21 protein-coding genes are annotated in these 25,887 nt (G+C 70.4%); 8 read left to right on the top strand and 13 right to left on the bottom strand.

Going from position 1 to position 25,887, the window contains the following annotated elements; all coding sequences use genetic code 11:
• Positions 1-195: 195 nt before the first annotated feature.
• Entirely contained in the window at positions 196-1,701 is a 1,506-nt protein-coding gene (locus ACTMO_RS0101705) for a serine/threonine-protein kinase (RefSeq protein WP_019852922.1), read from the top strand.
• Positions 1,702-1,831: 130 nt separating this feature from the next.
• Positions 1,832-3,448: a serine/threonine-protein kinase gene (locus ACTMO_RS0101700; RefSeq protein ID WP_019852921.1), complete on the top strand. Its 1,617-nt coding sequence runs from the start codon at positions 1,832-1,834 to the stop codon at positions 3,446-3,448.
• A 43-nt stretch (positions 3,449-3,491) separates the two neighbouring features.
• Here ACTMO_RS0101700 and ACTMO_RS0101695 read toward each other — a convergent pair whose 3' ends face one another.
• The gene (locus ACTMO_RS0101695; RefSeq protein ID WP_019852920.1) at positions 3,492-4,367 is read right to left on the bottom strand and encodes a LysR family transcriptional regulator; all 876 of its coding nucleotides are present in this window, start codon (positions 4,365-4,367) and stop codon (positions 3,492-3,494) included.
• 79 nt (positions 4,368-4,446) lie between these two features.
• Here ACTMO_RS0101695 and ACTMO_RS0101690 point away from each other — a divergent pair, with 79 nt between their 5' ends.
• Positions 4,447-5,472, top strand: coding sequence for a DMT family transporter (locus ACTMO_RS0101690; protein WP_019852919.1), 1,026 nt, complete (start codon positions 4,447-4,449; stop codon positions 5,470-5,472).
• Between the two features lie 54 nt (positions 5,473-5,526).
• On the opposite strand, the gene ACTMO_RS0101685 is transcribed toward ACTMO_RS0101690, so the two are convergent.
• Together ACTMO_RS0101685 and ACTMO_RS0101680 are read right to left on the bottom strand one after the other, a co-directional pair.
• On the bottom strand, positions 5,527-6,216 hold the full coding sequence (locus ACTMO_RS0101685; protein WP_019852918.1) for a response regulator: 690 nt from the start codon (positions 6,214-6,216) through the stop codon (positions 5,527-5,529).
• A gap of 13 nt (positions 6,217-6,229) precedes the next feature.
• Positions 6,230-7,597 (bottom strand): ATP-binding protein, encoded by a 1,368-nt coding sequence (locus ACTMO_RS0101680; RefSeq protein WP_019852917.1) that lies wholly within the window; start codon positions 7,595-7,597, stop codon positions 6,230-6,232.
• A gap of 118 nt (positions 7,598-7,715) precedes the next feature.
• Between ACTMO_RS0101680 and ACTMO_RS0101675 the strand changes: the two genes are divergently transcribed.
• Together ACTMO_RS0101675 and ACTMO_RS0101670 are read left to right on the top strand one after the other, a co-directional pair.
• Entirely contained in the window at positions 7,716-8,990 is a 1,275-nt protein-coding gene (locus tag ACTMO_RS0101675) for a PspC domain-containing protein (RefSeq protein WP_084792002.1), read from the top strand.
• Complete coding sequence (locus ACTMO_RS0101670) at positions 8,983-9,207, top strand: hypothetical protein (RefSeq protein WP_019852915.1); 225 nt, start codon at positions 8,983-8,985, stop codon at positions 9,205-9,207. The genes ACTMO_RS0101675 and ACTMO_RS0101670 overlap by 8 nt, the downstream gene beginning before the upstream one ends.
• Positions 9,208-9,262: 55 nt before the next feature.
• Here ACTMO_RS0101670 and guaA read toward each other — a convergent pair whose 3' ends face one another.
• From guaA to guaB, 4 genes are all read right to left on the bottom strand, one after another.
• Positions 9,263-10,864, bottom strand: a complete 1,602-nt coding sequence (guaA, locus tag ACTMO_RS0101665) for a glutamine-hydrolyzing GMP synthase (protein ID WP_051099141.1) — start codon at positions 10,862-10,864, stop codon at positions 9,263-9,265.
• A 158-nt stretch (positions 10,865-11,022) separates the two neighbouring features.
• Positions 11,023-12,735: a GMC family oxidoreductase N-terminal domain-containing protein gene (locus tag ACTMO_RS0101660; protein WP_157062763.1), complete on the bottom strand. Its 1,713-nt coding sequence runs from the start codon at positions 12,733-12,735 to the stop codon at positions 11,023-11,025.
• Between the two features lie 120 nt (positions 12,736-12,855).
• A complete protein-coding gene (locus tag ACTMO_RS0101655; RefSeq protein WP_026448765.1) occupies positions 12,856-13,986 on the bottom strand; it encodes a GuaB3 family IMP dehydrogenase-related protein in 1,131 nt (376 codons plus the stop codon).
• A 189-nt stretch (positions 13,987-14,175) separates the two neighbouring features.
• Entirely contained in the window at positions 14,176-15,687 is a 1,512-nt protein-coding gene (gene guaB / locus ACTMO_RS0101650) for an IMP dehydrogenase (protein ID WP_019852911.1), read from the bottom strand.
• Positions 15,688-16,000: 313 nt separating this feature from the next.
• Here guaB and ACTMO_RS0101645 point away from each other — a divergent pair, with 313 nt between their 5' ends.
• Positions 16,001-16,393: a DUF5319 domain-containing protein gene (locus ACTMO_RS0101645; RefSeq protein WP_211212883.1), complete on the top strand. Its 393-nt coding sequence runs from the start codon at positions 16,001-16,003 to the stop codon at positions 16,391-16,393.
• Positions 16,394-16,569: 176 nt separating this feature from the next.
• On the opposite strand, the gene ACTMO_RS0101640 is transcribed toward ACTMO_RS0101645, so the two are convergent.
• From ACTMO_RS0101640 to ACTMO_RS0101625, 4 genes are all read right to left on the bottom strand, one after another.
• Positions 16,570-17,751 (bottom strand): anti-sigma-D factor RsdA, encoded by a 1,182-nt coding sequence (locus ACTMO_RS0101640; RefSeq protein ID WP_019852909.1) that lies wholly within the window; start codon positions 17,749-17,751, stop codon positions 16,570-16,572.
• Between the two features lies 1 nt (position 17,752).
• Positions 17,753-18,325, bottom strand: a complete 573-nt coding sequence (locus ACTMO_RS0101635; protein WP_019852908.1) for a sigma-70 family RNA polymerase sigma factor — start codon at positions 18,323-18,325, stop codon at positions 17,753-17,755.
• Between the two features lie 552 nt (positions 18,326-18,877).
• Positions 18,878-19,474 (bottom strand): response regulator transcription factor, encoded by a 597-nt coding sequence (locus tag ACTMO_RS0101630; protein ID WP_026152733.1) that lies wholly within the window; start codon positions 19,472-19,474, stop codon positions 18,878-18,880.
• A 291-nt stretch (positions 19,475-19,765) separates the two neighbouring features.
• Positions 19,766-20,914, bottom strand: a complete 1,149-nt coding sequence (locus tag ACTMO_RS0101625) for a MerR family transcriptional regulator (protein WP_019852906.1) — start codon at positions 20,912-20,914, stop codon at positions 19,766-19,768.
• A gap of 227 nt (positions 20,915-21,141) precedes the next feature.
• Here ACTMO_RS0101625 and ACTMO_RS0101620 point away from each other — a divergent pair, with 227 nt between their 5' ends.
• Positions 21,142-21,444: a WhiB family transcriptional regulator gene (locus ACTMO_RS0101620; RefSeq protein WP_019852905.1), complete on the top strand. Its 303-nt coding sequence runs from the start codon at positions 21,142-21,144 to the stop codon at positions 21,442-21,444.
• Between the two features lie 250 nt (positions 21,445-21,694).
• Here the strand turns inward: ACTMO_RS0101620 and groL are convergent, their stop codons facing one another.
• Together groL and groES are read right to left on the bottom strand one after the other, a co-directional pair.
• On the bottom strand, positions 21,695-23,302 hold the full coding sequence (gene groL / locus ACTMO_RS0101615) for a chaperonin GroEL (protein ID WP_019852904.1): 1,608 nt from the start codon (positions 23,300-23,302) through the stop codon (positions 21,695-21,697).
• 240 nt (positions 23,303-23,542) lie between these two features.
• A complete protein-coding gene (gene groES, locus ACTMO_RS0101610) occupies positions 23,543-23,833 on the bottom strand; it encodes a co-chaperone GroES (RefSeq protein ID WP_374957085.1) in 291 nt (96 codons plus the stop codon).
• A gap of 307 nt (positions 23,834-24,140) precedes the next feature.
• On the opposite strand from groES, the gene ACTMO_RS0101605 reads away from it, so the two are divergent.
• A complete protein-coding gene (locus ACTMO_RS0101605; RefSeq protein ID WP_026448763.1) occupies positions 24,141-25,721 on the top strand; it encodes an alkaline phosphatase D family protein in 1,581 nt (526 codons plus the stop codon).
• The last annotated feature ends 166 nt before the right edge of the window (positions 25,722-25,887 follow it).

The raw sequence follows: 25,887 nt of genomic DNA, 5'->3' as shown, positions 1-25,887 counted from the left end.
CCGAGCCCGGTCTCCCGCGGTCCACGCCGCCGCGCCACGGCCGGCTTCGGACAACCGGCCGTGTCGCACAGTGAAGGTGTACGTGTCGGAGGGCCACGCACGGCCCGCGGAAATCCACCGATCCCGGCCCTTTCGTCGGCCCGGCCCCGCCGGACCGGTGAGGCCCGGGACCGAGAGCAGTACGGGGAGACGTCGGTGAGCGACGAAGGTCGCCTGGTCGCCGGACGCTACCGGGTGCGACGGCGCATCGGCAGTGGCGCGATGGGTGTGGTGTGGGAGTGTCTCGACGAGCGCCTGCAACGCACGGTCGCGGTCAAACAGCTGGTGATGCAGCCCGGCCTGAATGCGGCCGAGGCGGAAGAGGCACGGCAGCGTGCGATGCGCGAGGGACGGATCGCGGCGAGGTTGCAACACCCCCACGCGGTGTCCGTCTACGACGTGGCCGAGGAGGACGGCCAGCCCGTGCTGGTGATGGAGTACCTGCCCTCCACCAGTCTGGCCGCCATGATGTCCGAGCACGGACCGCTGCCGCCGCGCGAGGTCGCCCGCATCGGCGCCCAGGTGGCGGACGCGTTGGGGGCCGCGCACGCCGTGGGAGTGGTGCACCGCGACATCAAGCCGGGCAACATCCTGCTGGGGCAGGACGGCACGGTCAAGATCACCGACTTCGGCATCTCCCGGGCCCAGGGTGACGTCTCGGTGACCCAGACCGGGATGCTCGCGGGCACCCCCGCCTACCTCTCCCCCGACGTCGCCTGCGGACGGGAACCCACCGGGGCCTCCGACGTGTTCTCCCTCGGCGCCACGCTCTACGCCGCCGTCGAGGGTGCCCCGCCCTTCGGACAGAGCGAGAACACGCTGGCCCTGTTGCACGCGGTGGCCGCGGGCAAGATGGAGCCGCCGCGCCAGTCGGGGCCGATGACCGAACCGTTGCTGGCCATGCTGCGGACCAACAGCGAGGAACGTCCGGACATGGCCCAGGTGCGGCAGATGCTGCGGACCGTGGCCGAGGGGCACGAGGTCACCTCGGTACCGAGCAGGCCGACTCCGATCCCACCCGCCATGGCCCCGGGCACGGCCGCCACCGAAGCGGTGCGCGGCTCCCACGACGGCGGAACCATGGTCGCCGAGTCCGCTCCGGACGACGGGTTGTACAGCGACGGGGGGACCCGTGAGGCCGCCGCCTACCTGGGCTCGGACACCCGCGCGGAGATGCCGGCGGGCGGGCCGAAACGCAGCAAGGCCCCCTGGGTGATCGGCGCGGTGGTGCTCGTGGCGGTGCTGGCGGCCGGGGCCCTGGTGGTGACCTCCCTGCTCAGCGGGGAGGACCGGGAGAACAGCACCCCCGCCGGAGGCACGAGCACCACCCGACCCGCTCCCACCTCCACCGTCGAACCGGACACGCACGAACCGGAGTGGGGCGGCTATCCGGACGAGGACCACGACGAGCAGCCCACCCCGGAGTGGGAGTCACGGCCCCGGGAGACGACCGGTGTGCCCTCCTCGACGCCGGAGCCCTCGACACCGAACTCCGAAGCGCCCGAGGACGGTACCGAAACCTCCACGTCGACCTCGAAGACGGACAACCAGGGCGAGGAGGGTTCCGGAAGCGACGGCTCCGAGGAGAACGACTCCGAGGAGGGGAACCCCGAGGGTGGGGGAACCGATTCCACCGGGGAAGCCTCTCCCGTGTCCGGATGAACGGTGTGCCGACCGCCCTGTGGGCCCCCGTTGTGCACGCAGTACGGTTGGGAACGTCGTGTGACGCCGACCCGGGGGCGGGCCCAGGCAGTGCACCGAGTCACCGACACCACCAGTACCGGGGAGAACAGTGAGCGCCGAAGGTCGTCTGATCGCGGGACGCTACCGGCTGCACGAGAGCATCGGCAGCGGTGCGATGGGGGTGGTGTGGCGCGCGGTCGACGAGCGTCTGCAGCGCACCGTCGCGGTCAAGCAGTTGCTGCTGCAACAGGGGCACACCGAGGCCGAGACCAGGGAGGCCCGTGAACGCTCCATGCGGGAGGGGCGGATCGCGGCGAGGTTGCAGCACCAGAACGCGATCGCCGTCTTCGACGTGGTCGAGGAGGACGGCCAGCCCGTGCTGGTGATGGAGTACCTGCCCTCCACCAGCCTGGCTTCGCGCATCTCCGACGGCGGCCTGCTACCCCCGGTCGAGGCGGCCGGGGTGGGGGCGCAGGTGGCCGGGGCGTTGGCGGCGGCGCACCTGGCCGGGATCGTGCACCGGGACCTGAAGCCGGGCAACATCCTGATCGGCCCGGACGGAACGGCCAAGATCACCGACTTCGGCATCTCCCGCGCGGTCGGGGACGTGGCCGTGACCAAGAGCGGGATCCTGGCCGGTACGCCCGCCTACCTCTCCCCCGAGGTGGCGCTGGGGCGGGATCCCGCTCCCGCCTCCGACGTCTTCTCCCTCGGCTCCACGCTCTACGCCGCCATCGAGGGACATCCTCCCTTCGGTGTGGACGACAACGCGATCAGCCTGCTGCACCGGGTCTCCCGGGGGCAGGTGGAGTACCCCCGACACGCGGGGTCGATGGCTCCGGTGCTGATGGAGCTGCTGCGCGCCGACCCGGTGGAACGCCCCACCATGGCCCAGGCCCGGGACATGCTGCACGCCGTGCACGAGGGCAGGCCCGTTCCGTTCGGGCAGACTCCGCAGCGCTCGGCTCCGCCCCTTCCTCCGGGCGGGCAGGGGGTTGCCGGCACCTTCGGCTCCGGCCCTCCGGCCGGCCCTCCCCCGCCCGCAGCGCGGCCGGCGGGCCCGCAGCGACAACGGAGCGCCACGATGGTGGGCAGTCCGGTCGGTCCCGCCACCCGCGTGGGTGAGTCCTCCTCCGGCAGGGACGCGAAGCGGGTCAACCGGGGGCTCATCGCCTGGGCGGTGGCCATCGTGTTGGCGGCCCTGGTCGGGGTGCTCGTCGCGAACGCCGCCGCCTCGAACGAGCGGGAGCGGACGGCCCCTCAGGAGACCCGAGGGGAGAACACCGTGGCGAGCGGGACGGGCACCACCAGCGATCCGAGCACTCCGACCGAGACGAGTGGCGCGGAGAGCCGGACGAGCACCACCACCTCCACGACGACCTCGTCCGGCCCGGTCTCGACCACCCCGGCCGACTCCGTGTCGGACCAGGTGCTGGTCGACACGGTACGGAGCTATTTCGCCACGGTGACCGACGACTCCGACGAGGCCTGGGACATGCTCGGTCCCGAGCTGAAGTCAGTGGGCAGGGACACCTACGAGGACTTCTGGGACTCCATCGAGCAGGTGGACGTGGTCAGCGGCCCCCGGGTCGTCGGTGACAACCGGGTGGAGGCGGTGCTGCGCTACGAACGCGAGGACGGGGCCAGCAGCACCGAGCGGCACGTCTTCGGCCTGATCACGCGGGGAGGCAGCACGTTGATCAACACGGACAGCGGAGTGAGCTGACCTTCGGGCGCACCGCTCCTCACGACGAAACCACCGTCCCGGTTCAGCCCGCCGCGGCGTGGGAGAGCGCCCGCAGCAGGATCTCGGTGCTGGGCAGCTGGGCCACCGACTCGCGCACGGCGACGTGGATCCTGCGCACCGGTTCGGGGTTGCGGGCCGGGCGGATCACGACGTTCGGGTGCACCGGGTCCAGCCCCAGTCGGGGTATCAGCGACACCCCCACTCCGGCGGCCACGAATCCCTGGGAGGAGTGGGAGTTGTCGGCCTCCAACGCGAGGTTCGGGGTGAACCCGGCCGCGGCGAAGGCGTCGCGCAGCGGCTCGGCGCAGGGACCGTGGGTCAACGACTCCTGGATCCAGGACTCCCCGGAAAGCCACCCGAGGTCGACGGCCTGCTCGGTACCCAGCGGGTGCCCCATCGGAAGCACGATCCGGTATGGGTCGTCGACCAGGTGCACCATCCGGATTCCCCGTGTCGCGGGAACGTCCCGTCCTGTCACGAGCACGGCGACGTCGGCGGAGCCCTCGACGAGCTGGTCCAGCAGTCCCTGCTCGCACATGCTCAGGTCGAGCTGCACGTCGGGGCACTGCTCGCGGAACTCGGCCACGGCGGGCGGGATCAGCGCCACTCCGGCACTGTGGAAGAAACGCACGCGCAGCACACCGATGCGGCCGGCACGCAGCTCGGACAGTTCCGCCTCGGTCTCGGAGATCAGTTCGGAGAGCCTGCCCGCCCGTTCGGCGAGCATGGTTCCGGCGGCGGTGGGGCGCAGCCCCCGGCCGGCCTTCTCCAGCAGCGGCAGCCCCGCCTCGCGTTCCAGGGTGGTCAGCTGCTGGCTGATCGCCGAGGGCGTGTATCCGAGATTGTTCGCGGCGGCGCTCACCGAACCGCTGTTGATCACCGCACGCAGTACCTGCATCCGCCGGACGTCCAACACACCAGCATCTTACAGCAGAACTGAAAAGCGAGTGAAGAAAAATCCACTTGTCCTAATTGATATGGAGGAGCAGGGTGGAGCGCGGGTCGAAGCCGGCCCGAATCCCGCGATCGTGGAGGAGACGTTGAACAACCGCGCCAACTACGTGCGGCTGGGCACCCTCGCCCTGCTGTGGGGAGCGAGCTTCCTGTTCATCAAGGTGGGGTTACAGGCTCTGACCCCCACTCAGGTGGCCTTCGCGCGCATTGTGCTCGGCGCGGTGGTGGTGGTCACCCTCTGCCTGCTCAGCGGCGGCGGCCTGGTGGGGTTCGGCTCCGCAGGCAAACGCGCCCTGTGGGGCACCATCGCGGTGGCCGCCGTGTTCGGCAACGTGCTGCCCTGGATCCTGTTCGGGATCGGCGAACGCACGGTCGACTCGGGGCTCACCGGAGTCCTCAACGCCACCACTCCGTTGTGGACCGTCCTCTTCGGCCTGCTGTACGGCACCGAGAGGTCGCTACCGCCGCTGCGGCTGTTCGGCCTGCTGGTGGGTTTCTCCGGCGTGGTGGTGATCCTGGCTCCGTGGCAGGGCTCCGCGGGGCTGTTCGGGTGGGGAGTGCTCGCCTGCCTGGCGGCCGCGGCCAGCTACGGGATCAGCTTCGTCTACATAGGACGCGGCCTGAGCGGCTCCGGCGGCGGGGAACAACCGCTGCCCCCACTGACGGTGGCCGCCACCCAACTGACCGCGGCGAGCGGGATCGCCCTGCTCACCCTGCCCGTCGGGGGCCTGGAACCGATCCACCCGGCACCGCTGCCCCTGCTCGCCGTGGCGGTGCTCGGGATCTTCGGCACCGGATTCGCCTTCGCGCTGCACATCCGGATCATCTCCGACGAGGGAGCCACCACGGCCTCCACCGTGACCTACCTGATGCCCGTGGTCTCGGTGGTGCTGGGCTGGCTGGTGCTCGACGAACGTTTCGGGCCGCGCATGGCGCTGGGGATGGCGATCGTGCTGCTGGGAGTCGCGCTGAGCAGAACCACCGTGCGGGGACCGCGCGGCGGAAAACGCGCGGAACGGACCGAGCGGGCGGAGTCCGCCCGGAACTGACCATCCCCGGAGGAAGGCACCGGGGCGGTCGCCGTACGAGCACACCGGCCGAGTTCAGACGAGCCGCCGGTCCGAGGCCCACTTGGACAGCTCGTAGCGGTTGGACAGCTGCGTCTTGCGCAACACGCTGGACACGTGGGTTTCCACGGTCTTGACCGAGATGAACAGCTCGGAGCCGATCTCGCGGTAGGAGTAGCCGCGCGCCAGCAGGCGCAGCACGTCGCGTTCCCTCCTGGTGAGCTGGTCCAGTTCCGGGTCCCCCACCGGCGTCGAGTTCGGCCCCTCCGAGAAGGCGTCGAGCACGAAACCGGCCAGCCGGGGAGAGAAGACCGCGTCCCCACCGGCGACCCGGCAGATCGCGTCGGCCAGCTCCCGCCCCGAGATCGTCTTCGTGACGTAGCCACGCGCCCCGGCACGGATCACCGTGATCACGTCCTCGGCCGCGTCCGAGACGGACAGGGCCAAAAAGACCACCTCGGGATGCTGCTGCCGGACCCGGCGCAGCACCTCCACACCGCCTCCGTCCGGCATGTGCACGTCCAGCAGCACCACGTCGGGACGCAGATGGGCGATCCCGGCCACGGCCTCGGCCACCGAACCCGCCTCACCGACCACCCGTACCCGGTCCTCGGCGACGCCGAGCTCGGCACGCACCCCGGTGCGGAACAGCGCGTGGTCGTCGACGACGTAGACCCCCACCCTGGTGGCCTCGTCCCGACCGGTGTCGACGGTTTCCGCGACCATGCCTGCCACTCCTTCACTGTCGCTGCTCGTCGGAGGTGCGGGGCAGTTCCAGCTGCACCTCGGTTCCCGATCCGGGGGCGGTGCGCAGCCGCACCCGACCGCCGTTGCGCTCCATCCTGCCGCGGATCGAGTCGGACAGGCCGTGACGATCCGCCCGCACCGCCTCCGGGTCGAAACCCGCCCCCCGGTCACGGACGAACAGCTCGGCCCGGTCCGGCTGCAACTCGGCGTAGACGCTGACCTCCTCCACCCCGGCGTGTTTGGCCGCGTTGACGACGGCCTCCTTCGCCGCGGCCAGCATGGCCCGCAACCGCTCGTCCACGGGGCCGTCGCCGACCACCACCGGCTGTACCGTGACGTCGAAGCCGTCCTCGACCTCGCCGCAGATGCGCCCCAACTCCTCCGAGAGGGTTCCGCTCGTGCTCGCGGACTCGCCGGTGTCCGGTTCCCCGGGCTCCCGCATCGCCACGGGCGACTCGGTCATGGGGTGGGAACCCCGACTGTACCCCGCCGGCCCGTACAGCCACTGGCGCAGTTCCCGCTCCTGGCTGCGCGCCAGCCTGCGCACCTCCCGCTCGGAACCGGCCTGCTTCTGGATCAGCGCCAAGGTCTGCAGCACCGAGTCGTGCAGGTGCGCGGCTATCTCGGCACGTTCCTGGGACCTGATCCTGGTGGCGCGTTCCACGTCGAGATCGCCGACCAGACGCATCCACCAGGGCACGGTGAGCACGGCCACCCCGACCAACGTGGCGACCACGGCGGCGAACACCACGGGAACCTCGCTGCCGATGGCTCCACCCACGAACACGACCATCCCGGCCAGCACCAGCAGCGCCCCGGCCAGCACCCGCAGCGTCCCGGCACGACCCCCTCCGGCCAGCAGGCCACGCACGCTCGACCGGGCCTCCCGGCGCCACTGCTGCCGCTGGGACTCGTCCGCCTCGCGCCAGAGCACGGCCCCGCCCACCAGCGTGGCTCCCAGGGTGACCACCAGCCAGGAGGGCACGGCGCTGAGCGAGGCCACCGACACCGCCATGCCGATACCGAGCAGCAGCAACACCAGACCCTGCCTGCGCTCCCGTTCCGTGGACTCCCCGCCCCCGTCCGGCCGCTGCCGCACGAACACCCACAGCAGGCCGTAGGCCAGCACACCGGCCCCGCCCAGGGCGGCCAGCGCGGCGAAAACGGCCCGCACCCACAGCACCGGGATGTCCAGGTGCCGGGCGATCCCGATGGCCACACCGGCCACCACCCGCCCGGAACGCTGGCGGTAGACCCGCCGGAGCCCCGGGGAGCGCAGCGGAACGGTCTGGGCGTGCGGGTCGACGGTGTCCTCCTCCCCCGGGACACCTCGCGCGAATCGCCTGGAACGGGCCTGCACGGGGTCGATGGTTGCACGCTCCCGGAGCGCGGGGAATCGGGGAAACCCCGGCGGTGCCGGGGACGAACTGGGGGAGGTCCCTGAGGACGACGGCACCCCGTCCGCGCAGAGTGGAGACATGAGCGGAGCAGGAGGCAGCGACCCGGCGGGGGGAGCCACAGGCTCGGCAGGCGGTTCCGCACGGCCGGACGAGGACGTGCTCGACTCGGTCCGCACCATGTGGCACACCCGCCCGGCACGCACGGACACCAACCGCAAGATCGCCGGGGTGGCCGCCGCGCTCGGCGAGCGTTACGGCATCGACCCGGTGCTGTTCCGGGTCGTCTTCGTGGTGGGGACGTTCTACGGCGGGGCCGGGCTGTTGTTCTACCTGCTGCTGTGGCTGGCCCTGCCGAAGGTCGACCCGCGCACGGGAACGCTCAGGGACCGTTCCCCCGTGCTGCTGGTACTGCTGGTGCTGCTGCTGGTTCCGGTGGCGTTCTCCGTGTTCGACCTGCCCGGTGTCCTCGGACTGCTGGTCGGGCTGCTGGCGCTGTACCTGCTGCACCGCCACTACAGCGACCGGGCCGTTCCCGCACCACCGGAACGCACGAACGCGGCGCACGAGTCCGGTCTCCCGACGGGCTCCTCCTCCGCCCAGGCTCCGGCCGGTGAACGGTGGGGGGAACGGACGTGGGTGTATCCGGCCGCGGAACCGCCGCCCCCGGCGGGAACCGCTCCCCCCTCCCCTCCCGGGGACGAAGGACCGGCCGAACCCGCGCCGCCCCCTCCACCGAGTCCCCGCCCGCCCCGGGAACGCGGAGCCCCGCGGCATTCGGTGACCCTGACGACCCTGGGACTCGCCCTGCTGGCGAGCGGGTTCTCCATCGCGGTGGGCGCCTCCCCGGTCACCATCGGCGCGGTCACCCTCGGGGTGCTCGGCTGCGGGATGCTCGCGGGGGCCTTCCTGCGCGGCGGGCGGGGACTCATCGCGTTCGCGATACCGGTGGCACTGGTGAGCATGCTGGCCACCCAGATCCCGGAGCGTCCGTGGAACGGCTTCACCCACGTGGACGTGGTTCCTAGCCGGGCGACGGAACTGGGGTCCGAGTACTCGGGCTCGGTGGGCAGCATCACCCTGCGACTGCAGGACATGCGGCTACCGTCCGAGGGACGGACGCACACCTCAGTGCGGCTGGGGGCGGGAGCGACCACGGTGTACCTGCCACGGGAGGCGGACGTACACCTCACGTGCTCCACCGACTTCGGTTCGGTGGACTGCCTGGGAACCGAACGCGCCGGCAGGAACCTGCGGGTGGAGCGCACCGATCTGGGGCCGGACGGCTCCGGAGGTGGGGAGCTCAGGCTCACACTGCGGACCAACACCGGAACCGTGGAGGTTTTCCGTGTCTGAGTACCGAACGGAGTCCCGGGACGAACCCGCCCCGGAGGAGAAGAAGCCCTCCCGCCTGGCCACCGTGGACCCGATCGCTCTGACGGCGGGGCTGCTGACGGTGGCCACCTCGGTCTACCTGCTGGTCGGCGGCACCTGGACCGCCCAGCGGGCGCTGGCCTTCGGCGCGGTGGCGGTGGGACTGCTGATGCTGGTCAGCGCGTTGCGGCGTCGTTGAGCGGAGGGAGTTCGCCCGTCGGCGGGGGCCGCCTTCGCGCGGCCCCCGTGCGGACTCACTCCCACTCGATGGTCCCCGGCGGTTTGGAGGTGACGTCGAGGGTCACCCGGTTCACCTCGGGGACCTCGTTGGTCACCCTGGTGGAGATGCGTTCGAGCACCTCGTAGGGCAGGCGGGTCCAGTCGGCGGTCATGGCGTCCTCGCTGGAGACCGGCCGCAGCACCACCGGGTAGCCGTAGGTGCGTCCGTCGCCCTGGACCCCGACGGACTGCACGTCGGCCAGCAGCACCACCGGGCACTGCCAGATCTCGCGGTCCAGCCCCGAGGCGGTCAGTTCCTCGCGGACGATGGCGTCGGCGGCGCGCAGCACGGCGAGGCGCTGCTGGGTCACCTCGCCGATCACCCTGATGGCCAGGCCGGGACCGGGGAAGGGCTGGCGCTGCACGATGGTCTCGGGCAGCCCGAGTTCGGAACCGACCTTGCGCACCTCGTCCTTGAACAGGGCCCGCAGCGGTTCGACCAGGTCGAACCGCAGGTCCTCGGGCAGTCCCCCGACGTTGTGGTGGCTTTTGATGTTGGCCGTCCCGGTGCCCCCACCGGACTCCACCACGTCGGGGTACAGCGTCCCCTGCACCAGGTACTCGACGCGCTCACCGGCTTGGCCGGCCTCGGTCTGCAAATCCCGCGCGGCGCGTTCGAAGGTCCGGATGAACTCGCGTCCGATGATCTTGCGTTTCTCCTCGGGGTCGGTCACCCCGGCGAGCGCGTCACCGAACTGTCGGACGGCGTCGACCACCACCAGACGGGCGCCGGTGGCGGCCACGAAGTCCCGCTCCACCTGGGCACGTTCCCCGGAGCGCAGCAGACCGTGGTCCACGAACACACAGGTCAGCCGGTCGCCGATGGCCCTGTTGACCAACGCGCCGGCCACGGCGGAGTCCACTCCCCCGGACAGCGCGCAGATCGCGCGGGCGTTTCCGACCTGTTCCCGGATCGCGGCCACCGTCTCGTCCACGATCGAGGTGGTCGTCCACGTGGGACGGATACCCGCTATGTCGTGCAGGAACCTGCGCAGCACCTCCTGACCGTGCGGTGAGTGCGCCACCTCGGGGTGGTACTGCACCCCGGCGAGGCCGAGCTCGGGGTTCTCGAAGGCCGCCACCGGGGTGTCGGCCGTCTCCGCGATCACCCGGAAGCCCTCGGGAGCCTTGCTCACCGAGTCCCCGTGGCTCATCCACACCGGGTGGTGCTGGGGCAGTTCCTGGTGCAGCGTTCCCCCGGCCGCGCAGACCGAGAGGTCGGTTCTGCCGAACTCCCTGGTTCCGGTCCGTTCGACGGTGCCTCCGAGCGCCCTCGTCATGGCCTGGAAGCCGTAGCAGATCCCGAACACCGGCACACCCGAGCGGAACAGCGTCTCGTCCACCTGGGGAGCGTCCTGTTCGTAGACGCTGGAGGGGCCGCCGGAGAGCACGATGGCGGCCGGATCCCGCCGCAGCATCTCCTCCACCGGCGTGCTGTGAGGCACAACCTCGGAATAGATCTGCGCCTCCCGTATCCGGCGGGCGATGAGCTGTGCGTACTGCGCACCGAAATCGACCACCAGCACGGGGCCGCTGCCGGGACGCCCCCGAGCGGAACCCTGACCGGCGGGGTCGATACCGCCTGCGGTGTCGGACACGACGTCGAACCTCCGGGTGAGAACACTACGCTGGTCAGCGTATTCTCCCAGGTCCGTCGGGTTCCGACGGCATCACCCCCTGGAGAACCCGGCGGGCAGCGGCCCGCCTGCCGCGCCGGGCACCCCGGGAGGTGGGTTCACCGCAGGGCGGCGGGCGCGTCGTCCGGCACCGCCGGGTGACGCGGCCGCACCGGCTCCACCGGTCGGTACTCGGCGGACTGCGGTGCCCTCGGGTCGCTCTCGCCCTTGTTCGGCCACATGGAGAAGGCGCGCTCGGCCTGGGCCGTGATGGTCAGCGAGGGGTTGACCCCGAGGTTCGCCGTGATCGCCGATCCATCCACTATGGATAGATCTGGGTATCCCCAGGCCCGGTGGTAGGGGTCGATCACCCCGCTGTCCGGATCCGAGCTGATCGGGCAACCTCCGATGAAGTGCGCCGTCAGCGGGATGTCGAACAGCTCACCCCAGGTACCCCCCGAGATGCCGTCGATCTTCTCGGCGGCCAGCTCGTTGGCCCGCTCCCCGGCGGGGATCCAGGTCGGGTTCGGCTCGCCGTGTCCCTGCTCCGAGATGAGCCTGCGCCTGCCGAAACGTCCCCTGCGCAGCCTCGTCCGCAGGGAGTTGTCCAGGCTCTGCATCACCAGCAGGATCACCGTGCGTTCGCTCCAGCGGCGCACCGACAGCAGCCGCAGCGTGGTCAACGGCCGAGTGGCGGCGGTGCGCAGCCACTGCTTCCAACGCGGGGTGTCCGTGCCCCCGGTGGTCGGCAGGGTCTGCAACAGCCCCATGGCGTTGCTGCCCTTGCCGTAGCGCACCGGCTCGATGTGGGTGTGCTCGTCCGGATGGAACGAGGAGGTGATCGCCGTCCCCCGGGAGAAGTCCTGCTCCGGGTCGACCGTGCGCCGCTGCGCCCCGATGATCGCCTCCGAGTTGGTCCGGGTGAGCTCGCCCAGCCTGCGGGAGATCCCGGGCAGATCCCCGTTGTCCCGGCACCGGTGCAGCAGGTTCTGGGTGCCCCACGTCCCCGCCGCCAGCACGACCTGGTCGGCGGTGAAGGTGCGGCGGTTCTTCGCGAGCACCGCGCCGGTGCGGTGGGTGCGGACCCGCCAGCGTCCGGCGGAGTCCTTGTGCAGCCGGTCGACCGTGGTCATCGGCCACACCTCGGCCCCCAAGGACTCGGCCAGGTAGAGATAGTTCTTCATCAGGGTGTTCTTGGCGCCGACCCGGCATCCCGTCATACACGCGCCGCACTCGGTGCAGCCGGTGCGCTCCGGCCCGGCACCGCCGAAGTACGGATCGGCCGTGCGCTCGCCCGGCGCGCCGAAGTACACCCCCACGGGAGTGGGGTGGTAGCTGTCCGCCACCCCCATGTCGGAGGCGACCTGCTGGATCACCCGGTCCGAGGGGGTCACGGTCGGGTTCGTGACCACACCCAGCATCCGGCTGGCCTGGTCGTAGTGTCGGTCGAGTTCCCGCTCCCAGTCCGTGATGTGCGCCCACTGGGAGTCGGTGAAGAACGGCCGCAACGGACGGTAGAGGGTGTTGGCGTACACCAGCGAGCCACCACCCACGCCCGCCCCGGCGAGGATCATCACGTTCTGCAGCATGTGGATGCGCTGGATGCCGTAACAACCGAGCCGCGGTGCCCACAGGAACCTGCGCAGATCCCAGGAGGTCTTGGGGAACTCCTCGTCCGTGAACCGTCGGCCGGCCTCCAGCACGGCCACCCGGTAGCCCTTCTCGACCAGCCGCAACGCGGCCACGCTGCCGCCGAAGCCGGATCCGACCACGACCACGTCATAGTGGGTGCTTGCGGACGACGTCACACCCCGGTGTTCCCGATCACTCATGCACGAGAGACTAGAACACACTACTCACCGGTAGCCATACTTGCCGGTAAATATGTCACCGATCGGACGCGACCAGGTCCGCGGCCCCCGCGGCTGCGGAAACGCCGCGGGGAACGGAGGTCACCGGCACAGCATCAGACCGACCTTCTGGAACTCCTTGAGCTCCGAGTACCCGGTCTTGGCCATCGCACGACGCAGCGCCCCGAACAGGTTCACCGTGCCGTTGGGATCACTACTGGGACCGAACAGCAACGTCTCCAGGTCCACCCCCGCGCTGTCGAACCCGACGATCTCGCTGCGCGGCAGGTTCGGATGCGCCGCGGCCGCCGTCCAGTAGTAGCCCTGGGCGGGGGCCTCCGAGGTCTCGGTGAGCGCCTCCCCGAGCATCACCGCGTCCGCCCCGCAGGCCACCGCCTTGGCGATGTCCCCCGAGCAGGCGAGCCCGCCGTCGGCGATGACGTGCACGTAACGGCCGCCGGTCTCGTCCAGGTAGTCCCGGCGCGCGGCCGCCGCGTCGGCGATGGCCGTGGCCATCGGAACCCCGATACCCAGCGTCTGGGTGGTGGTCGCCGAACGCGACTGCCCGAAACCGACGATCACCCCGGCCGCCCCGGTGCGCATGAGGTGGATGGCCGTGCGGTAGTCGCCCACACCACCGGCGATCACGGGCACGTCCAGGTCACCGATGAAACGCTTGAGGTTCAACGGCTCCCCGTCCCGGGAGACGTGCTCGGCCGAGACGATGGTGCCCTGCACCATCAGCACCTCCACCCCGGCCGCGAGCAGCGTGGGAGTGAGTTCCTCGGCGTGCTGGGGGCTGACCCGAGCGGCCACCGTCACCCCGGCGTTCTTGATCCGCCCGATCGCCTCGGTGAGCAGATCCTTACGAACCGGGGCCGCGTGCAACCGCTGCAACAGGGAGATCGCCGCCTCCGGGCCGTCGCCCTCCTCGGCCACCCGCACGACCTGGTCGAGTTCCTCCTCGGCGTTCTCGTGCCGGGCCCACAGCCCCTCGGCGTTGAGCACCCCGAGCCCTCCGAGCTCCCCGACACGCACCGCCGTCTCCGGGGAGACCACCGCGTCGGTCGGGTGGGTGACCAACGGGATGTCGAGCCGGTAGGCGTCGATCTGCCAGGACAGCGAAACGTCCTTGGACGAGCGCGTGCGCCGCGAGGGCACGATCTCGACGTCGTCCAGGTCGTAGCCGCGCATGGCCGTCCGGCCCATGCCGATTTCCACAAGATCCCGCACGTGTGTCCTTCCCGCAGTGCCGCTGTGGTTGTCCGAGCGCCCGTCCGGGATACCTCCACACGAACCGAGTCACCGATCCCGGGAAGGAGGGACACGGGGCCCCGCCCCGACTCCCGGCCGGGACGGAGCGCTCCTCTTCCGAACAGGCCGCGGGGCGCGACGGCCGCCCGTCGACCCCGGCGGGGGACGCTACCGCGTCGTGTAGTTGGGAGCCTCGACGGTCATGGTGACGTCGTGCGGGTGACTCTCCTTCAGCCCCGCCGCCGTGACCCGCACCATGTGCGCCCGCTGCAACTCCTCCACGGTGGAGGAGCCGGTGAAGCCCATGCCCGAACGGAGCCCGCCGACGAGCTGGTGCACCACCTGGCCGAGCTGTCCCCGGTAGGGCACACGTCCCTCGATGCCCTCCGGTACCAGTTTGTCCTCGGACAGCACGTCGTCCTGGAAGTACCGGTCCTTGGAGTAGGACTGTCCCTGTCCCCGGGAGGACATGGCCCCCAGCGACCCCATGCCCCGGTAGACCTTGAACTGCTTGCCGTTGACCAGCACCAGGTCGCCGGGGGCCTCGGCCGTGCCGGCGAACAGGCTGCCGAGCATCACCGTGCTGGCCCCGCTGGCGATCGCCTTGGCGATGTCACCGGAGTACTGGATACCGCCGTCGGCGATCAGCGGAACCCCGGCGGGGCGGCAGGCCTGGTCCGCCTCGTAGATGGCGGTGATCTGCGGCACCCCCACCCCCGCGACGACCCGGGTGGTACAGATCGAGCCGGGCCCCACCCCGACCTTGACCGCGTCGGCCCCCGCGTCGATCAGCGCCTGGGCACCGTTCCTGGTGGCCACGTTGCCGCCGACGACGTCCACGGAGTCGCCGAGTTCCTTCTTCAGGGTGGCCACGGTCTCCGCGACCGCCCTGGAGTGCCCGTGGGCGGTGTCCACGACCAGCACGTCCACCCCGGCGTCGACCAGCGCCATGGCGCGCTCGTGCGAGTCGGTCCCGACCCCGACCGCGGCTCCGCAGAGCAGCCTGCCGTCGGCGTCCTTGGTCGCGTCCGGGTACTGCTCGGTCTTGACGAAGTCCTTGACCGTGATCAGCCCGCGCAGCTTGCCGCCGCCGTCCACGATCGGCAACTTCTCGATCTTGTTCGCGCGCAGCAGTTCGAGCGCCTCGTCCCCGCTCACACCGACCCGGGCCGTGACCAGCGGCGCAGGAGTCATCACATCCCGCACCCGCTGGGTGTGGTCGGTCACGAACCGCATGTCCCGATTGGTGATGATCCCGGTCAGCGATCCGTCCGGGTCCGTCACGGGAACCCCGGAGATCCGGTAACGGGCGCAGAGTTCGTCGACCTCGGCCAGGGTGTCCTCCGGGGAACAGGTCACCGGGTCGGTGACCATGCCCGCCTCGGAACGCTTGACGACCTCGACCTGGGCGGCCTGCTCCTCGGTCGCCAGGTTGCGTTGCAGGATGCCGACCCCGCCCAGCCGGGCCATCGCGATGGCCATGCGGGCCTCGGTGACCGTGTCCATGGCCGCGGAGACCAACGGGGCACGCAGCCGGATGTTCCGGGAGAGTCGGGTGCTGGTGTCCACGGAGTTGGGCATGACGTCCGACTCGCCGGGCAGCAGCAGCACGTCGTCGAAGGTCAGCCCGAGCGTCGCGAACTTCGTCGGAAAGCCCGGGGCGGTCAGTTCGCTGGTCATAGCGCGAAGGAGTGCCTTCCTGGATCAGTTTGAAGTGCCTGGTGTCCCGTCCGGGAGTGGTCGTGCCGCTCGGCTGATCGGAACGGGCCGCGCACGGCCCGCGGGATCACCGACCACCTGCGCGAGGGCACTCCCTGAGGCGAGCTGAACCCGCGAGCCCTTCCGAGGAGAGCGAAGGCCACGACAGGGACCACACAACAAACGCCTCGACACGACTCACGGGCGATGTCCTCCCATGGTATCGGCTGTGAAACACCAGGCAGGCCCCGGCCACGGAACCGGAGGGGTGGACCGTACCGGTACCGTTCGGGTCGTGCCGCATGACCCATTGCCACCAGACCCGTTCGCGGGCGATCCGGAAGACCCGAGCATGGCTCTCGGTGATCAGGACTTCGAGCAGGAGCAGCAACTCGGAGACGAGGAGCGGGCCGAACTGCTCTCGGACCTGGCCGACCTGGCCGTGTATCAGGCGCTGCTGGAGCCGCGCGGTATCCGCGGGATCGTCGTGGACTGCGCGGACTGCGGCGAAGCGCACTACCACGACTGGGAGTTGCTGCGCTCCAGCCTGGAGCAGCTGCTCAACGACGGCCGGATGCGTCCGCACGAACCAGCCTACGAACCGAATCCGGGACACTACGTCAGTTGGGAGTACTGCCGTGGATTCGCGGACGGCGTGATCGAGACCGAGGACCAACACAGCCGGTGAACCCGCCCCGGCCCGTGGTCCCCGGAGGATCACGGACCGCCGGGGCGCTCGCCTCCCGGAGGGGGACAACCGCTCCACCGCGAAGCGTGCGCACCGGTCCACGGAGGACACACGTGCCCGGCCCTCCTCGGACGGGGAGGCGGCCCGTGCCCGGGCCGGAGCCGGGCACGACTCCGTCACCCCACCGTCGAACTCAACGACTTCCCGTCACTGGAGGTGTCCCGGCTCTCGCCGACGCTCGTGCTCGGTGACTCCGAGGGCTCGGGCGGGTGTGAGGTGCTGTCCTGGTCCTCCGAACGCGAGGGGGGCGTGGTGTCTCCCGTGCTCGGCGGAGTGGAGCTCTCCGGCGGCGCCTCGGAGCTGCCGGAGGGCGGCGGTCCCTGTTCGCGCGTGCTGCTCGTCTCCTCCGAGGAGGAGCTGTCCGGGAACTCCGGCGGGTCCTGGAACTTCGCGCTCAGCGAGGCGTGGGTTTCCCGCAGGTCGGAGCGCTCCCCCGGTTCGACTGTCCTGAGCTGTTGGGCGGCACGGTGCAGCGCGGTCTCGGCCTCCTCCTGCTCGCCACGTTGCCAGGCCCTGCTGGCCAACTCCAACTGGTTCTCCGCCCGCGAGGCGGCCGCGGCGGAGGCGGCACGATCGCTGTAGAGCACCTGGGTGACTCCCCAGAGCGCGTCGCCGGGACCGGCGTCCCGGGCGGCCACACCCACTCCGGTGAAGGTGATCATGAGCACCGCGGCGGCGGTGGCCACCGGAACCAGGTGTCTGCGTCTGCGGGCACGTCGACGTGGTCTGCCCTCCTCCACGGCGGCCACGGCCCGGTCCGTGTCGACGAGTTCGCCCACGGGGGCGGAGTCGACCTCACGGCGCCAGGCCAGCAGCAGCGCTTCGAGGTCCGCCTCGGAGTCGGCCGTGTCCCCACGTTCCGCCTCGGTGGAGCCGAGCAGATCCAGCAGTTCGTCGTCGGCCCGCACCTCGGCGAGGTCCACCGGGTCCCCGTCGGTGTCGAGGTCCTCCTCGCCGGCCTCCTCGGCCACGGAGAACTCCGGGGAGTGTTCGGGATTCTCGGCGGACGGATCCTGCCGTGGGCGGAACTCGATGACCGCGGCCTGTTCCCCGTCCGATCCCTTCGGTGTCTCGACGAACCGTTCCGTCCCCTCGGCACCGGCCTCCGGGTCCCGGTCGGCGGTGTCCTCCCGCTCGGAGTCGCCGTGTGGCGCTCCGCGTTCGGCACCGGAACCACCGTTCACGGGCGCCGTGGAGTCCACGTCGTCGTACTCGGCGTTCGACCGGTCGTCCTGCTGGCCGGGCTCGACGGGGGCGCGCTCGTTGTCGTCACCTCCGGAGCCACTGCGTTCCGCCACTTCAGACCACCTCCTCCGCGGACAGCGTCTTTCGCAGCCGGGCGAGTGCACGGTGCTGAGCCACCCGCACCGCCCCCGGCGTCGAACCGACCGCTTCGGCGGTTTCCTCCGCGGACAACCCGACAACCACCCGGAGCAGCAGGATCTCCCGCTGCTTGGCGGGCAGGACCCGCAGCAGCTGGGCCATCCTGCCCGAGAGCTCACCCTGTATCGCTCGCTGCTCCGGTCCGGCTTCGTTCTCCGGGGTATCCGGTGGATCCGCCACCGGCTCGGACCGATTGCGAGCCGATGCACGGTGCGCATCGGCCACCTTGTGCGCGGCGATGCCGTAAACGAACGCCAGGAACGGACGTCCCTGGTCCCGGTAGGTCGGTAGCGCCGTCAGCACGGCGAGACACACCTCCTGGGCAACATCGTCCGCCGAAGCGAACGAACGTTCGTTTCGGCCTATCCTGGCGCGGCAGTACCGCACCACCAAAGGACGGATTTCGGCGAGTAAGCGCTCGATCGACTGGCGGTCACCGTCGATGGAGGCGCTGACAAGCGCGTCCAGCCCGTCCCCCACGTTGCTCATCGCAGACGCCAGCCTCGGTGTTACGCGTTGACTCGAATCGAAGTTGCCCGGAACCGGCCGGCGCGTCGAGCACGCCGATCCCGTGGTCACACTACCGGCCGGGCGTAGTGACCCGTACACCGACTGGACATCACCCGGAGGGCGCGGAAGACCCCGCACGGCGGGGCGGCGACCGCGGTCGCGCTCGGTCCTCGCGGTGGCCCACAGCGGTGGGCAGTCGGCCCAGCTCCCCGCACGGAGCGGGGATGACCTGCTCGAACCACCGCGCGTACTCCATCGGACACGAAACGGGCAGTCGGGAGCCCACCTCGACACCCCCTCCCCCGAGGAGGCCCGGACGGCGGGCACACATCCCAATAAAAGTGAGTGATTTTCAACACATTTCGATTGTGGTGCGCGATCACACGCCGGAAAACTGGCCACAGGCTCGACGGGACGAAAACTCCGCCCGGACCGCGGAGCGCACCCCGGCGAGCCGGTGACGCGAATCGCACCCACGCACGTGGGACCCCGGCACGAAGGCGGACGTCGTTCGGCGCATCCGCCGCCCGTTCAGGCGACGAGCCCGCGGCGGAAACCGTGAGCGACGGCCTGGGCACGGTCCCGGACCCCGAGTTTGCGGAACAACCTCCGTGCGTGGGTCTTCACCGTGTCCTCGGACAGGTAGAGTTCACGCCCGATCTGACCGTTGCTCTTGCCCTGCGCCATCCCGCGCAGCACCTGGAGCTCGCGGTCGGTGAGCTGCACTCCGGGGTCGGAGGGCTGGCGCGGAGCGGGCACCGAGGTGCTCGCCAGGGTGTGTGCCAGTGCCGCCACCAGTTCGGGACGCGAGGCGTCCCAACGCAGATAGCCACGCGCCCCACCGGCGATGGCCGCGGCGATGCTCCCCGCGTCGTCCGGCGCCCCGAAGACGATCACATTGGCCTGCGGGTGCGCGGAGACGAGCCTGCGGGTGGCCTCCACTCCGTTGGGCACGGCACGCTGGGTCCCCACCAGAACGACATCGACCGCCTGCCGGGCAAACCGGGAAAGCAGCTCGTCACCGTGGGCCACGCAATCGATTCGACTCACTCCCGGTACGGCCGACATCACACGAGTGAGCCCCTCCCGGACGCTCCGTCGGTCATCGCAGATCAAGACCGTCGTCACGGGAACTCCCTTCCTACAGGCGAGTGAACGTTCCATCTCCCCCATCGGACACAACCGGACGGAGCTTGACCCACGCGACGAGCCGGCTCTCCACTTTCGGTGGACCGAGACCGCCTTCATACTTCACCGGAACGGAGTAATCGAGCCGTAAGAGTTTCACCCGTTTCGGGGTAAAAGACACAACACGCCCCTCACCTGCGGGATCGCCGCGCGCCGCCCGGAACGGAAGTCCTATCAGGACAAAACGGGCCACGCCGCACCACGGAGGAAAAAACAGTGTGATCTATACCACTAGATCGTCTCGCGCGGGGCGCACTCCGCGAGTCGGGCGAAGGCCTCCTCCCAGGAATCCAACCGGTCGACGTGCTCGGGCAGGCTCTCGGCGGACCATCCCGGCCCCCCGGCGAAAACCCGGACCCGCTGGCGGGGTCGCGGCAACCCCGTGACCAACTGGGGGTCGGCGAACAGGGAGTGCTCGGACCAGACGAGCACGGCGGCGGGGGCCGCCCGGCGGATGGCGGCCTCCAGCCCCTCCCGGGGCAGGGCCGAGGTGAACAGCCGGTGCCCCACCCCCTCCCCGGACAGGGCGGCGGCGAGGGCGACCAGGTCGAGCGAGTGCGCCTCTCCGGAAGGACTGGTCAACAACACGGGACGGGGGTTTCGCGGGGCCCGCGCCCCGGCGATCACGGCACGCAGCACGGTCAGGGCGGAGTCGGTCAGCAGACTGGGCATCTCCGCGCCACCGCCCGTGCGTTCCCGCAGCTCGGACAACGCCCTCAGCACCGGACACAGCACCCGGCGGCGCATCGCGGCCACCCCGTCCCGCTCGATGCTCTCCAGCATGATCCGCTGGGCCGCCGGAGCGTCCAGGGCGAGCACGGCCCGGCCCAGCCCGCGCGCGGCGGGAGCGGCTCCGCCCAGGCGCAGACCGCGTCCGCCGGTGTTGGCGGTGTCCACCCACTCCGTGGCACTCCCCTCGCTGTCGAGCACCCCGGAGACCAGCACCGCCCCGTCCGAACCCGGCCCGCAGGAGACAGCACCGGAGTCCGCGGCGGGACCCCCTCCGTCTGCCCGCTCCTCGGCCTCCCGACAACGCACGGAGGCGGCGTGGGCGTACCGGGCGGCTTCCGCCGGGGAGGCTCCGCGCAGCAGCGCGTGCTGCATCAGTTCGAGACGGGCTATGTCGTCCGGACCGTACTTCCGGTGTCGCCCGGAAGAGTGTTCCGTGGGTCCGAGTCCGTACCGCCGGTCCCAGGTACGCAACGTCGCGGGCGCCACTCCGAGCCGGCGGGCCACGGCGGCCACCGAGAGCTTCGGGGCGATCTCCCCGGCTTCCTCACCACCGACGCCCGTCCGTCCGTGACAGCCGTCGGACTCGTTCCTGTCGGGCTCGTGCGCTGCGACGGAGCCCGTTCCACCTACGGACGATTCGGCGTCCACAGCCGACCACCTCGTCACCTCGACCACATCATCACGGACATGTTCGTGGTAGCGCACGCGTCGAGGCAAGCCGGACTCGATCAGCACAGTGTCACTCCAACGTGCACCACCTTTACCAGCGACAAGGGTTGAACAAGCTTTGACTCGGTTTTAGTGTGATCCGTGCGAGGCTGCGGTGACACACCGTGGCAGGGAGGGGACCCACCGAATTGGAGGTGGTTGTCGCAATGGCGGACACACGACGTCTTCCGGGGCCGAACGCCGATATCTGGGACTGGCAGATACAGGGCCTGTGCCGGGGGATGGACAGCGCGTACTTCTTCCACCCGGACGGGGAACGCGGCCCGGCCCGGGCCAGGCGCGAGGCGAAGGCGAAGGAAGTGTGCCATCGCTGTCCGGTGCTGGAGCAGTGCCGTAGACACGCACTGACGGTGCAGGAGCCCTACGGAATCTGGGGCGGCCTGTCCGAGTCCGAACGCGAGGTCATCATCAAGAACCACCGCAAGGCGGACACACCGATACCCGTGTGATCGGACGGCGCCGGGCAGCGTGACCGCCGCGACCACCATCGGCCCGTTCGAGCACCGGGCCACCGGCGCGGCGACGGTCCCGCCCCGGTGGCACCACGAGACCGTGTCGTGGTGGGAGTCCTTCCGACGTGTCGGAGTCAACGGGGGGAGCGCGTCGCAGGACTCCAACGACCGCGACACGAAACCGGGGCGGCACCCAGCTGGGTGCCGCCCCGGTTCTCGTGGGCTTCACGCGTGCCACGCGGACGTGTCAGTGGCTGTGGCCTCCGGAGGAGTCCTCCTCCTCTTCGGGCTTGTCGACCACGGCACTCTCGGTGGTGAGCACCATCCGGGCGATGGAAGCCGCGTTGGACACCACGGAACGGGTGACCTTCAGCGGGTCCACGACGCCGGGGCCGGTCAGGTCGCCGAAGGTGAGGTCGGCGGCGTTGAAGCCCTCCCCCCACTTCATGTCGCGGACCTTGGAGACCACGACGGCGCCCTCCTCGCCCGCGTTGCTGGCGATCCAGAACAGCGGGGCCTCCAGCGCGCCGCGCACCAGCTGGACACCGGTGGCCTCGTCACCGGAGAGGCCGAGGTTGTTCTCCAGCACCTTGGAGGCGTGCACCAGGCTGGAACCACCGCCGGGGATGCTGCCCTCCTCGGCGGCGGCCTTGGCGGCGGCGACGGCGTCCTCGATGCGGGACTTGCGCTCCTTCATCTCGGTCTCGGTGGCGGCGCCCACCTTGAGCACCGCGACACCGCCCGCGAGCTTGGCCAGCCGCTCCTGCAGCTTCTCGCGGTCCCAGTCGGAGTCGCTGGCCTCGATCTCGTTGCGGATCTGCTTGACCCGCGCCTGGACGTCGTCCTTGTTGCCGCCACCGTCGACGATCGTGGTGTTGTCCTTGGTGACGGTCACCCGACGGACCGAGCCCAGCACCTCGGGGCCGACCTCGGAGAGCTTGAGTCCCACGTCGGGGGAGATGAGCTGGGCACCGGTCACGGCGGCCAGGTCCTGCAGGAAGGCCTTCCTGCGGTCACCGAAGTACGGCGCCTTGACGGCGACGACCTTGAAGGTCTTGCGCACGGCGTTGACCACCAGGGTGGACAGCGCCTCGCCCTCGACGTCCTCGGCCACGATCAGCAGCGGCTTGCCGTCGTTGGCCACGCGCTCCAGCAGCGGCAGCAGCTCCTGCATGTTGGAGATCTTGTCCTGGTGCAGCAGCACCTGGGCGTTCTCCAGCACGGCTTCCTGCCGCTCGGAGTCGGTGACGAAGTACGGCGAGACGTAGCCCTTGTCGAACTGGACGCCCTCGGTGACCTCCAGCTCGGTGGCCAGGGTCGAGGACTCCTCGACGGTGATCACGCCGTCGTCGCCGACACGCTCCATGGCCTCGCCGACCAGCGCGCCGATGTTCTCGTCCCGGGAGGAGACGGTCGCGATCTGGGCGATGTTGTCCCGCCCCTTGACCGGGGTGGACTGCTCCTTGAGCGACTCGATCACCGCGTCGGCGGCCTGCTGGATGCCGTTGCCGAGCGCGGAGGGGTTGGCACCGGCGGCGAGGTTGCGCAGTCCGCCGCTGACCAGCGCCTGGGCCAGCACGGTCGCGGTGGTGGTACCGTCACCGGCGACGTCGTTGGTCTTGGTCGCGACGCTCTTGGCGAGCTGGGCGCCCAGGTTCTCGTAGGGGTCGTCGAGCTCCACCTCACGAGCGATGGTGACACCGTCGTTCGTGATCTGCGGCCCGCCGAACTGCTTGTCCAGCACCACGTGGCGACCACGCGGGCCCAGGGTGACCTTCACGGAGTCGGCGAGCTGGTTCACACCACGCTCGAGGGCGCGGCGCGCCTCCTCCTCGAAGCTGATCTGCTTAGCCATTTCTCCACAGCCCTTCAGCGCGAATGCCGGGATGTCTGTTCACCGAACGGGCGCGCAGTCGTACACGAGCGCGCGGTCGGAGGGCCTCCGAACCGACTGCCTGCGTTCGGTGAAGGGGGTAGCAGGCGACCGCCCCGGGGTCCACGCTCTCGGGACCGCCGGGGCGGCAGTTGCCCGCGAGGACGGTCACGTCCCCGTTCCGCAGGCGGGGGCTCCCGCCGATGCGAACGAGCCGGTCGTTCAGTTGACGACGGCCAGCACGTCGCGGGCGGAGAGGACCAGGTACTCCTCGCCGTTGTACTTGACCTCGGTCCCGCCGTACTTGGAGTAGATGACGACGTCGCCTTCCTTGACGTCGAGCGGGATGCGGTTGCCCTTGTCGTCCACACGGCCCGGGCCGACAGCGAGGACCTTGCCCTCCTGCGGCTTCTCCTTGGCCGTGTCCGGGATCACGATGCCGGACGCCGTCGTCGTCTCGGCCTCACTTGCCTGGACAACAATCTTGTCCTCAAGCGGCTTGATGCTCGCCACGGTCTTGACCTCCACCTTCTGGGGCCTTCGAAGCGTTGGCTGGATGTCTGACGGCTCCGTGGCTCCCCGCCGTCGCGGGTGCCGGGGCGCTCCGGCGCCGTTCGTCTAGCACTCTACCGGTGCGAGTGCCAACGTTCAACACGGCCCCCTCCACCGTGGAGAAATTCGCCCCTCCGTGTTCGGCTCACCCGGATGCCGGTCGACAGCTCCCCGAACACTGTTCACGCTGTGATCACGCCATACACGAAAAATGCTCACTTCTGTGCGCGAGGATCCACGCGTGGAACGCACACGGCGAGAGGTGCCCATGAGCCGTCCCAGCGGAGAACACGCACGTCCCCTGAACCGCAGAACGCTCCTGGCCACGGGCGTGGGAGCCGCCGCGGCGCTCGGAGCCGGAACCGGCAGCGCCGCCACGTGGCACACCGGAACCCGCGACCGGGGCAACCCCTTCACCCTCGGAGTCGCCTCCGGCGACCCCACCCCCGACGGGTTCGTCCTGTGGACCCGACTGGCCCACGACCCCCTCGCCGAGGACGGGCGCGGAGCGATGCCGGACCGCGTGATCGACGTGGAATGGCAGGTGGCCGAGGACGAACGGTTCCGCAGAGTCGTACGCACCGGAACCACCCCGGCCCGCCCGGAGGGCGCGCACTCCGTCCACGTCGAGACCGCCGGACTGGAACCGGGCAGGGAGTACTACTACCGCTTCCGCGTCGGACGTCACACCACCGAGACCGCGCGGACCCGCACCGCGCCGTCCCCCGGCACGCTCCACAGCCCCCTCACCCTGTGCACGGCCTCCTGCGCGGCGTGGGAACACGGTTTCTTCACCGCCTACCGCCGGATCGCCGAGGAGGAACCCGACCTGGTGCTGCACCTCGGCGACTACATCTACGAACTCGGCCATCTGCAGTACCCCGTCCTGTCGGGAATCGCACGCCCGGTCGCGGGTGGGCAGGCCCGCACCCTGGCCGAGTACCGCCAACGGTACGCCCAGTACCGAACAGACCCCGACCTGCAACTGGCGCACCGCACGGCACCGTGGGTGGTGGTCTGGGACGACCACGAGCTGGACAACAACTGGGCCGGCGACGACCCCGAACTGCCCCAGCCGGACTTCGGAGCACGGCGGGCCGCCTCGTTCCGGGCCTACTACGAGAACATGCCGCTGCGCTCCTCCAGCAGACCACGCGGTGGTGACATGCGGCTCTACCGCCGGATCCGCTGGGGCGGGCTGGCCAACTTCCACATGCTCGACACCCGCCAGTACCGCGACGACCAGACCTGCGGCGGCCTGGTCGGCCCCTGCGGGCTGGAGGACGATCCGGACAGGTCCATAACCGGGCGGGAACAGGAGGAGTGGCTGCTGAACAACCTGCGTGCCTCCACCGCCCGCTGGGACTTCCTCGGCCAGCAGGTCATGTTCGCCCACCACGACACCCTCGGCGGACCGCTGACCATGACCAGTATGGACACCTGGGACGGCTACACGGCCTCACGGCGGCGGATCACCGAGGGGTGGATCTCGGCGGGAGTGCGTAACCCGGTGGTGCTCACCGGGGACATCCACGAGCACTACGCGGCCGAGCTGAAGACCGACTACTCCGACCCGGACTCCCCGCCGGTGGGCACCGAGTTGGTCACCACCTCGGTCACCTCCGGAGGCGACGCGGACCCCGACGAGTTCACCGGGGACCCGGACAACCCGCACATCCGTTTCCACAGCGGAATGCGCGGCTATCTGCGCACCCGGGTCGAGGCCGAGCGGGTGACCGCGGACTTCCGCGTGCTGCCCTACGTCTCCAGGGAAGGCGCCCCGGTGAGCACCAAGGCCTCCCTCACGATCGAGGACGGAGTCCCGGGGTTCCGCGGCACCGACGGCTGAGCGGTGGACACGCACCTCCGGCCACGGGGGTGCGTGCACCGTGATCAACCGTGTGCTCTAGGTTGCCCCCCATGACCACCCCGACGAGACCCACGAACCAACCGTGGAAACGTCACCCCCGGCCCTCCCGTCCTCCCGGGCCGCTCGGTCCTCCGCGACGTCCCGT

This window comes from Actinopolyspora mortivallis DSM 44261, assembly GCF_000384035.1.
GTDB classification, from domain to species: Bacteria; Actinomycetota; Actinomycetes; order Mycobacteriales; family Pseudonocardiaceae; genus Actinopolyspora; species Actinopolyspora mortivallis.
This window is presented reverse-complemented; position numbering and strand designations above follow the sequence as displayed.

Coding starts and splice junctions, on each gene's coding strand:
- ACTMO_RS0101620 (WP_019852905.1), top strand. CDS start 21,142: ATGGCGGACACACGACGTCTTCCGGGGCCGAACGCCGATATCTGGGAC.
- ACTMO_RS0101660 (WP_157062763.1), bottom strand. CDS start 12,735: ATGAGTGATCGGGAACACCGGGGTGTGACGTCGTCCGCAAGCACCCAC.
- ACTMO_RS0101635 (WP_019852908.1), bottom strand. CDS start 18,325: ATGAGCAACGTGGGGGACGGGCTGGACGCGCTTGTCAGCGCCTCCATC.
- guaB (WP_019852911.1), bottom strand. CDS start 15,687: ATGACCAGCGAACTGACCGCCCCGGGCTTTCCGACGAAGTTCGCGACG.
- ACTMO_RS0101695 (WP_019852920.1), bottom strand. CDS start 4,367: ATGCAGGTACTGCGTGCGGTGATCAACAGCGGTTCGGTGAGCGCCGCC.
- ACTMO_RS0101605 (WP_026448763.1), top strand. CDS start 24,141: ATGAGCCGTCCCAGCGGAGAACACGCACGTCCCCTGAACCGCAGAACG.
- ACTMO_RS0101690 (WP_019852919.1), top strand. CDS start 4,447: ATGGAGGAGCAGGGTGGAGCGCGGGTCGAAGCCGGCCCGAATCCCGCG.
- ACTMO_RS0101675 (WP_084792002.1), top strand. CDS start 7,716: ATGAGCGGAGCAGGAGGCAGCGACCCGGCGGGGGGAGCCACAGGCTCG.
- ACTMO_RS0101685 (WP_019852918.1), bottom strand. CDS start 6,216: ATGGTCGCGGAAACCGTCGACACCGGTCGGGACGAGGCCACCAGGGTG.
- groL (WP_019852904.1), bottom strand. CDS start 23,302: ATGGCTAAGCAGATCAGCTTCGAGGAGGAGGCGCGCCGCGCCCTCGAG.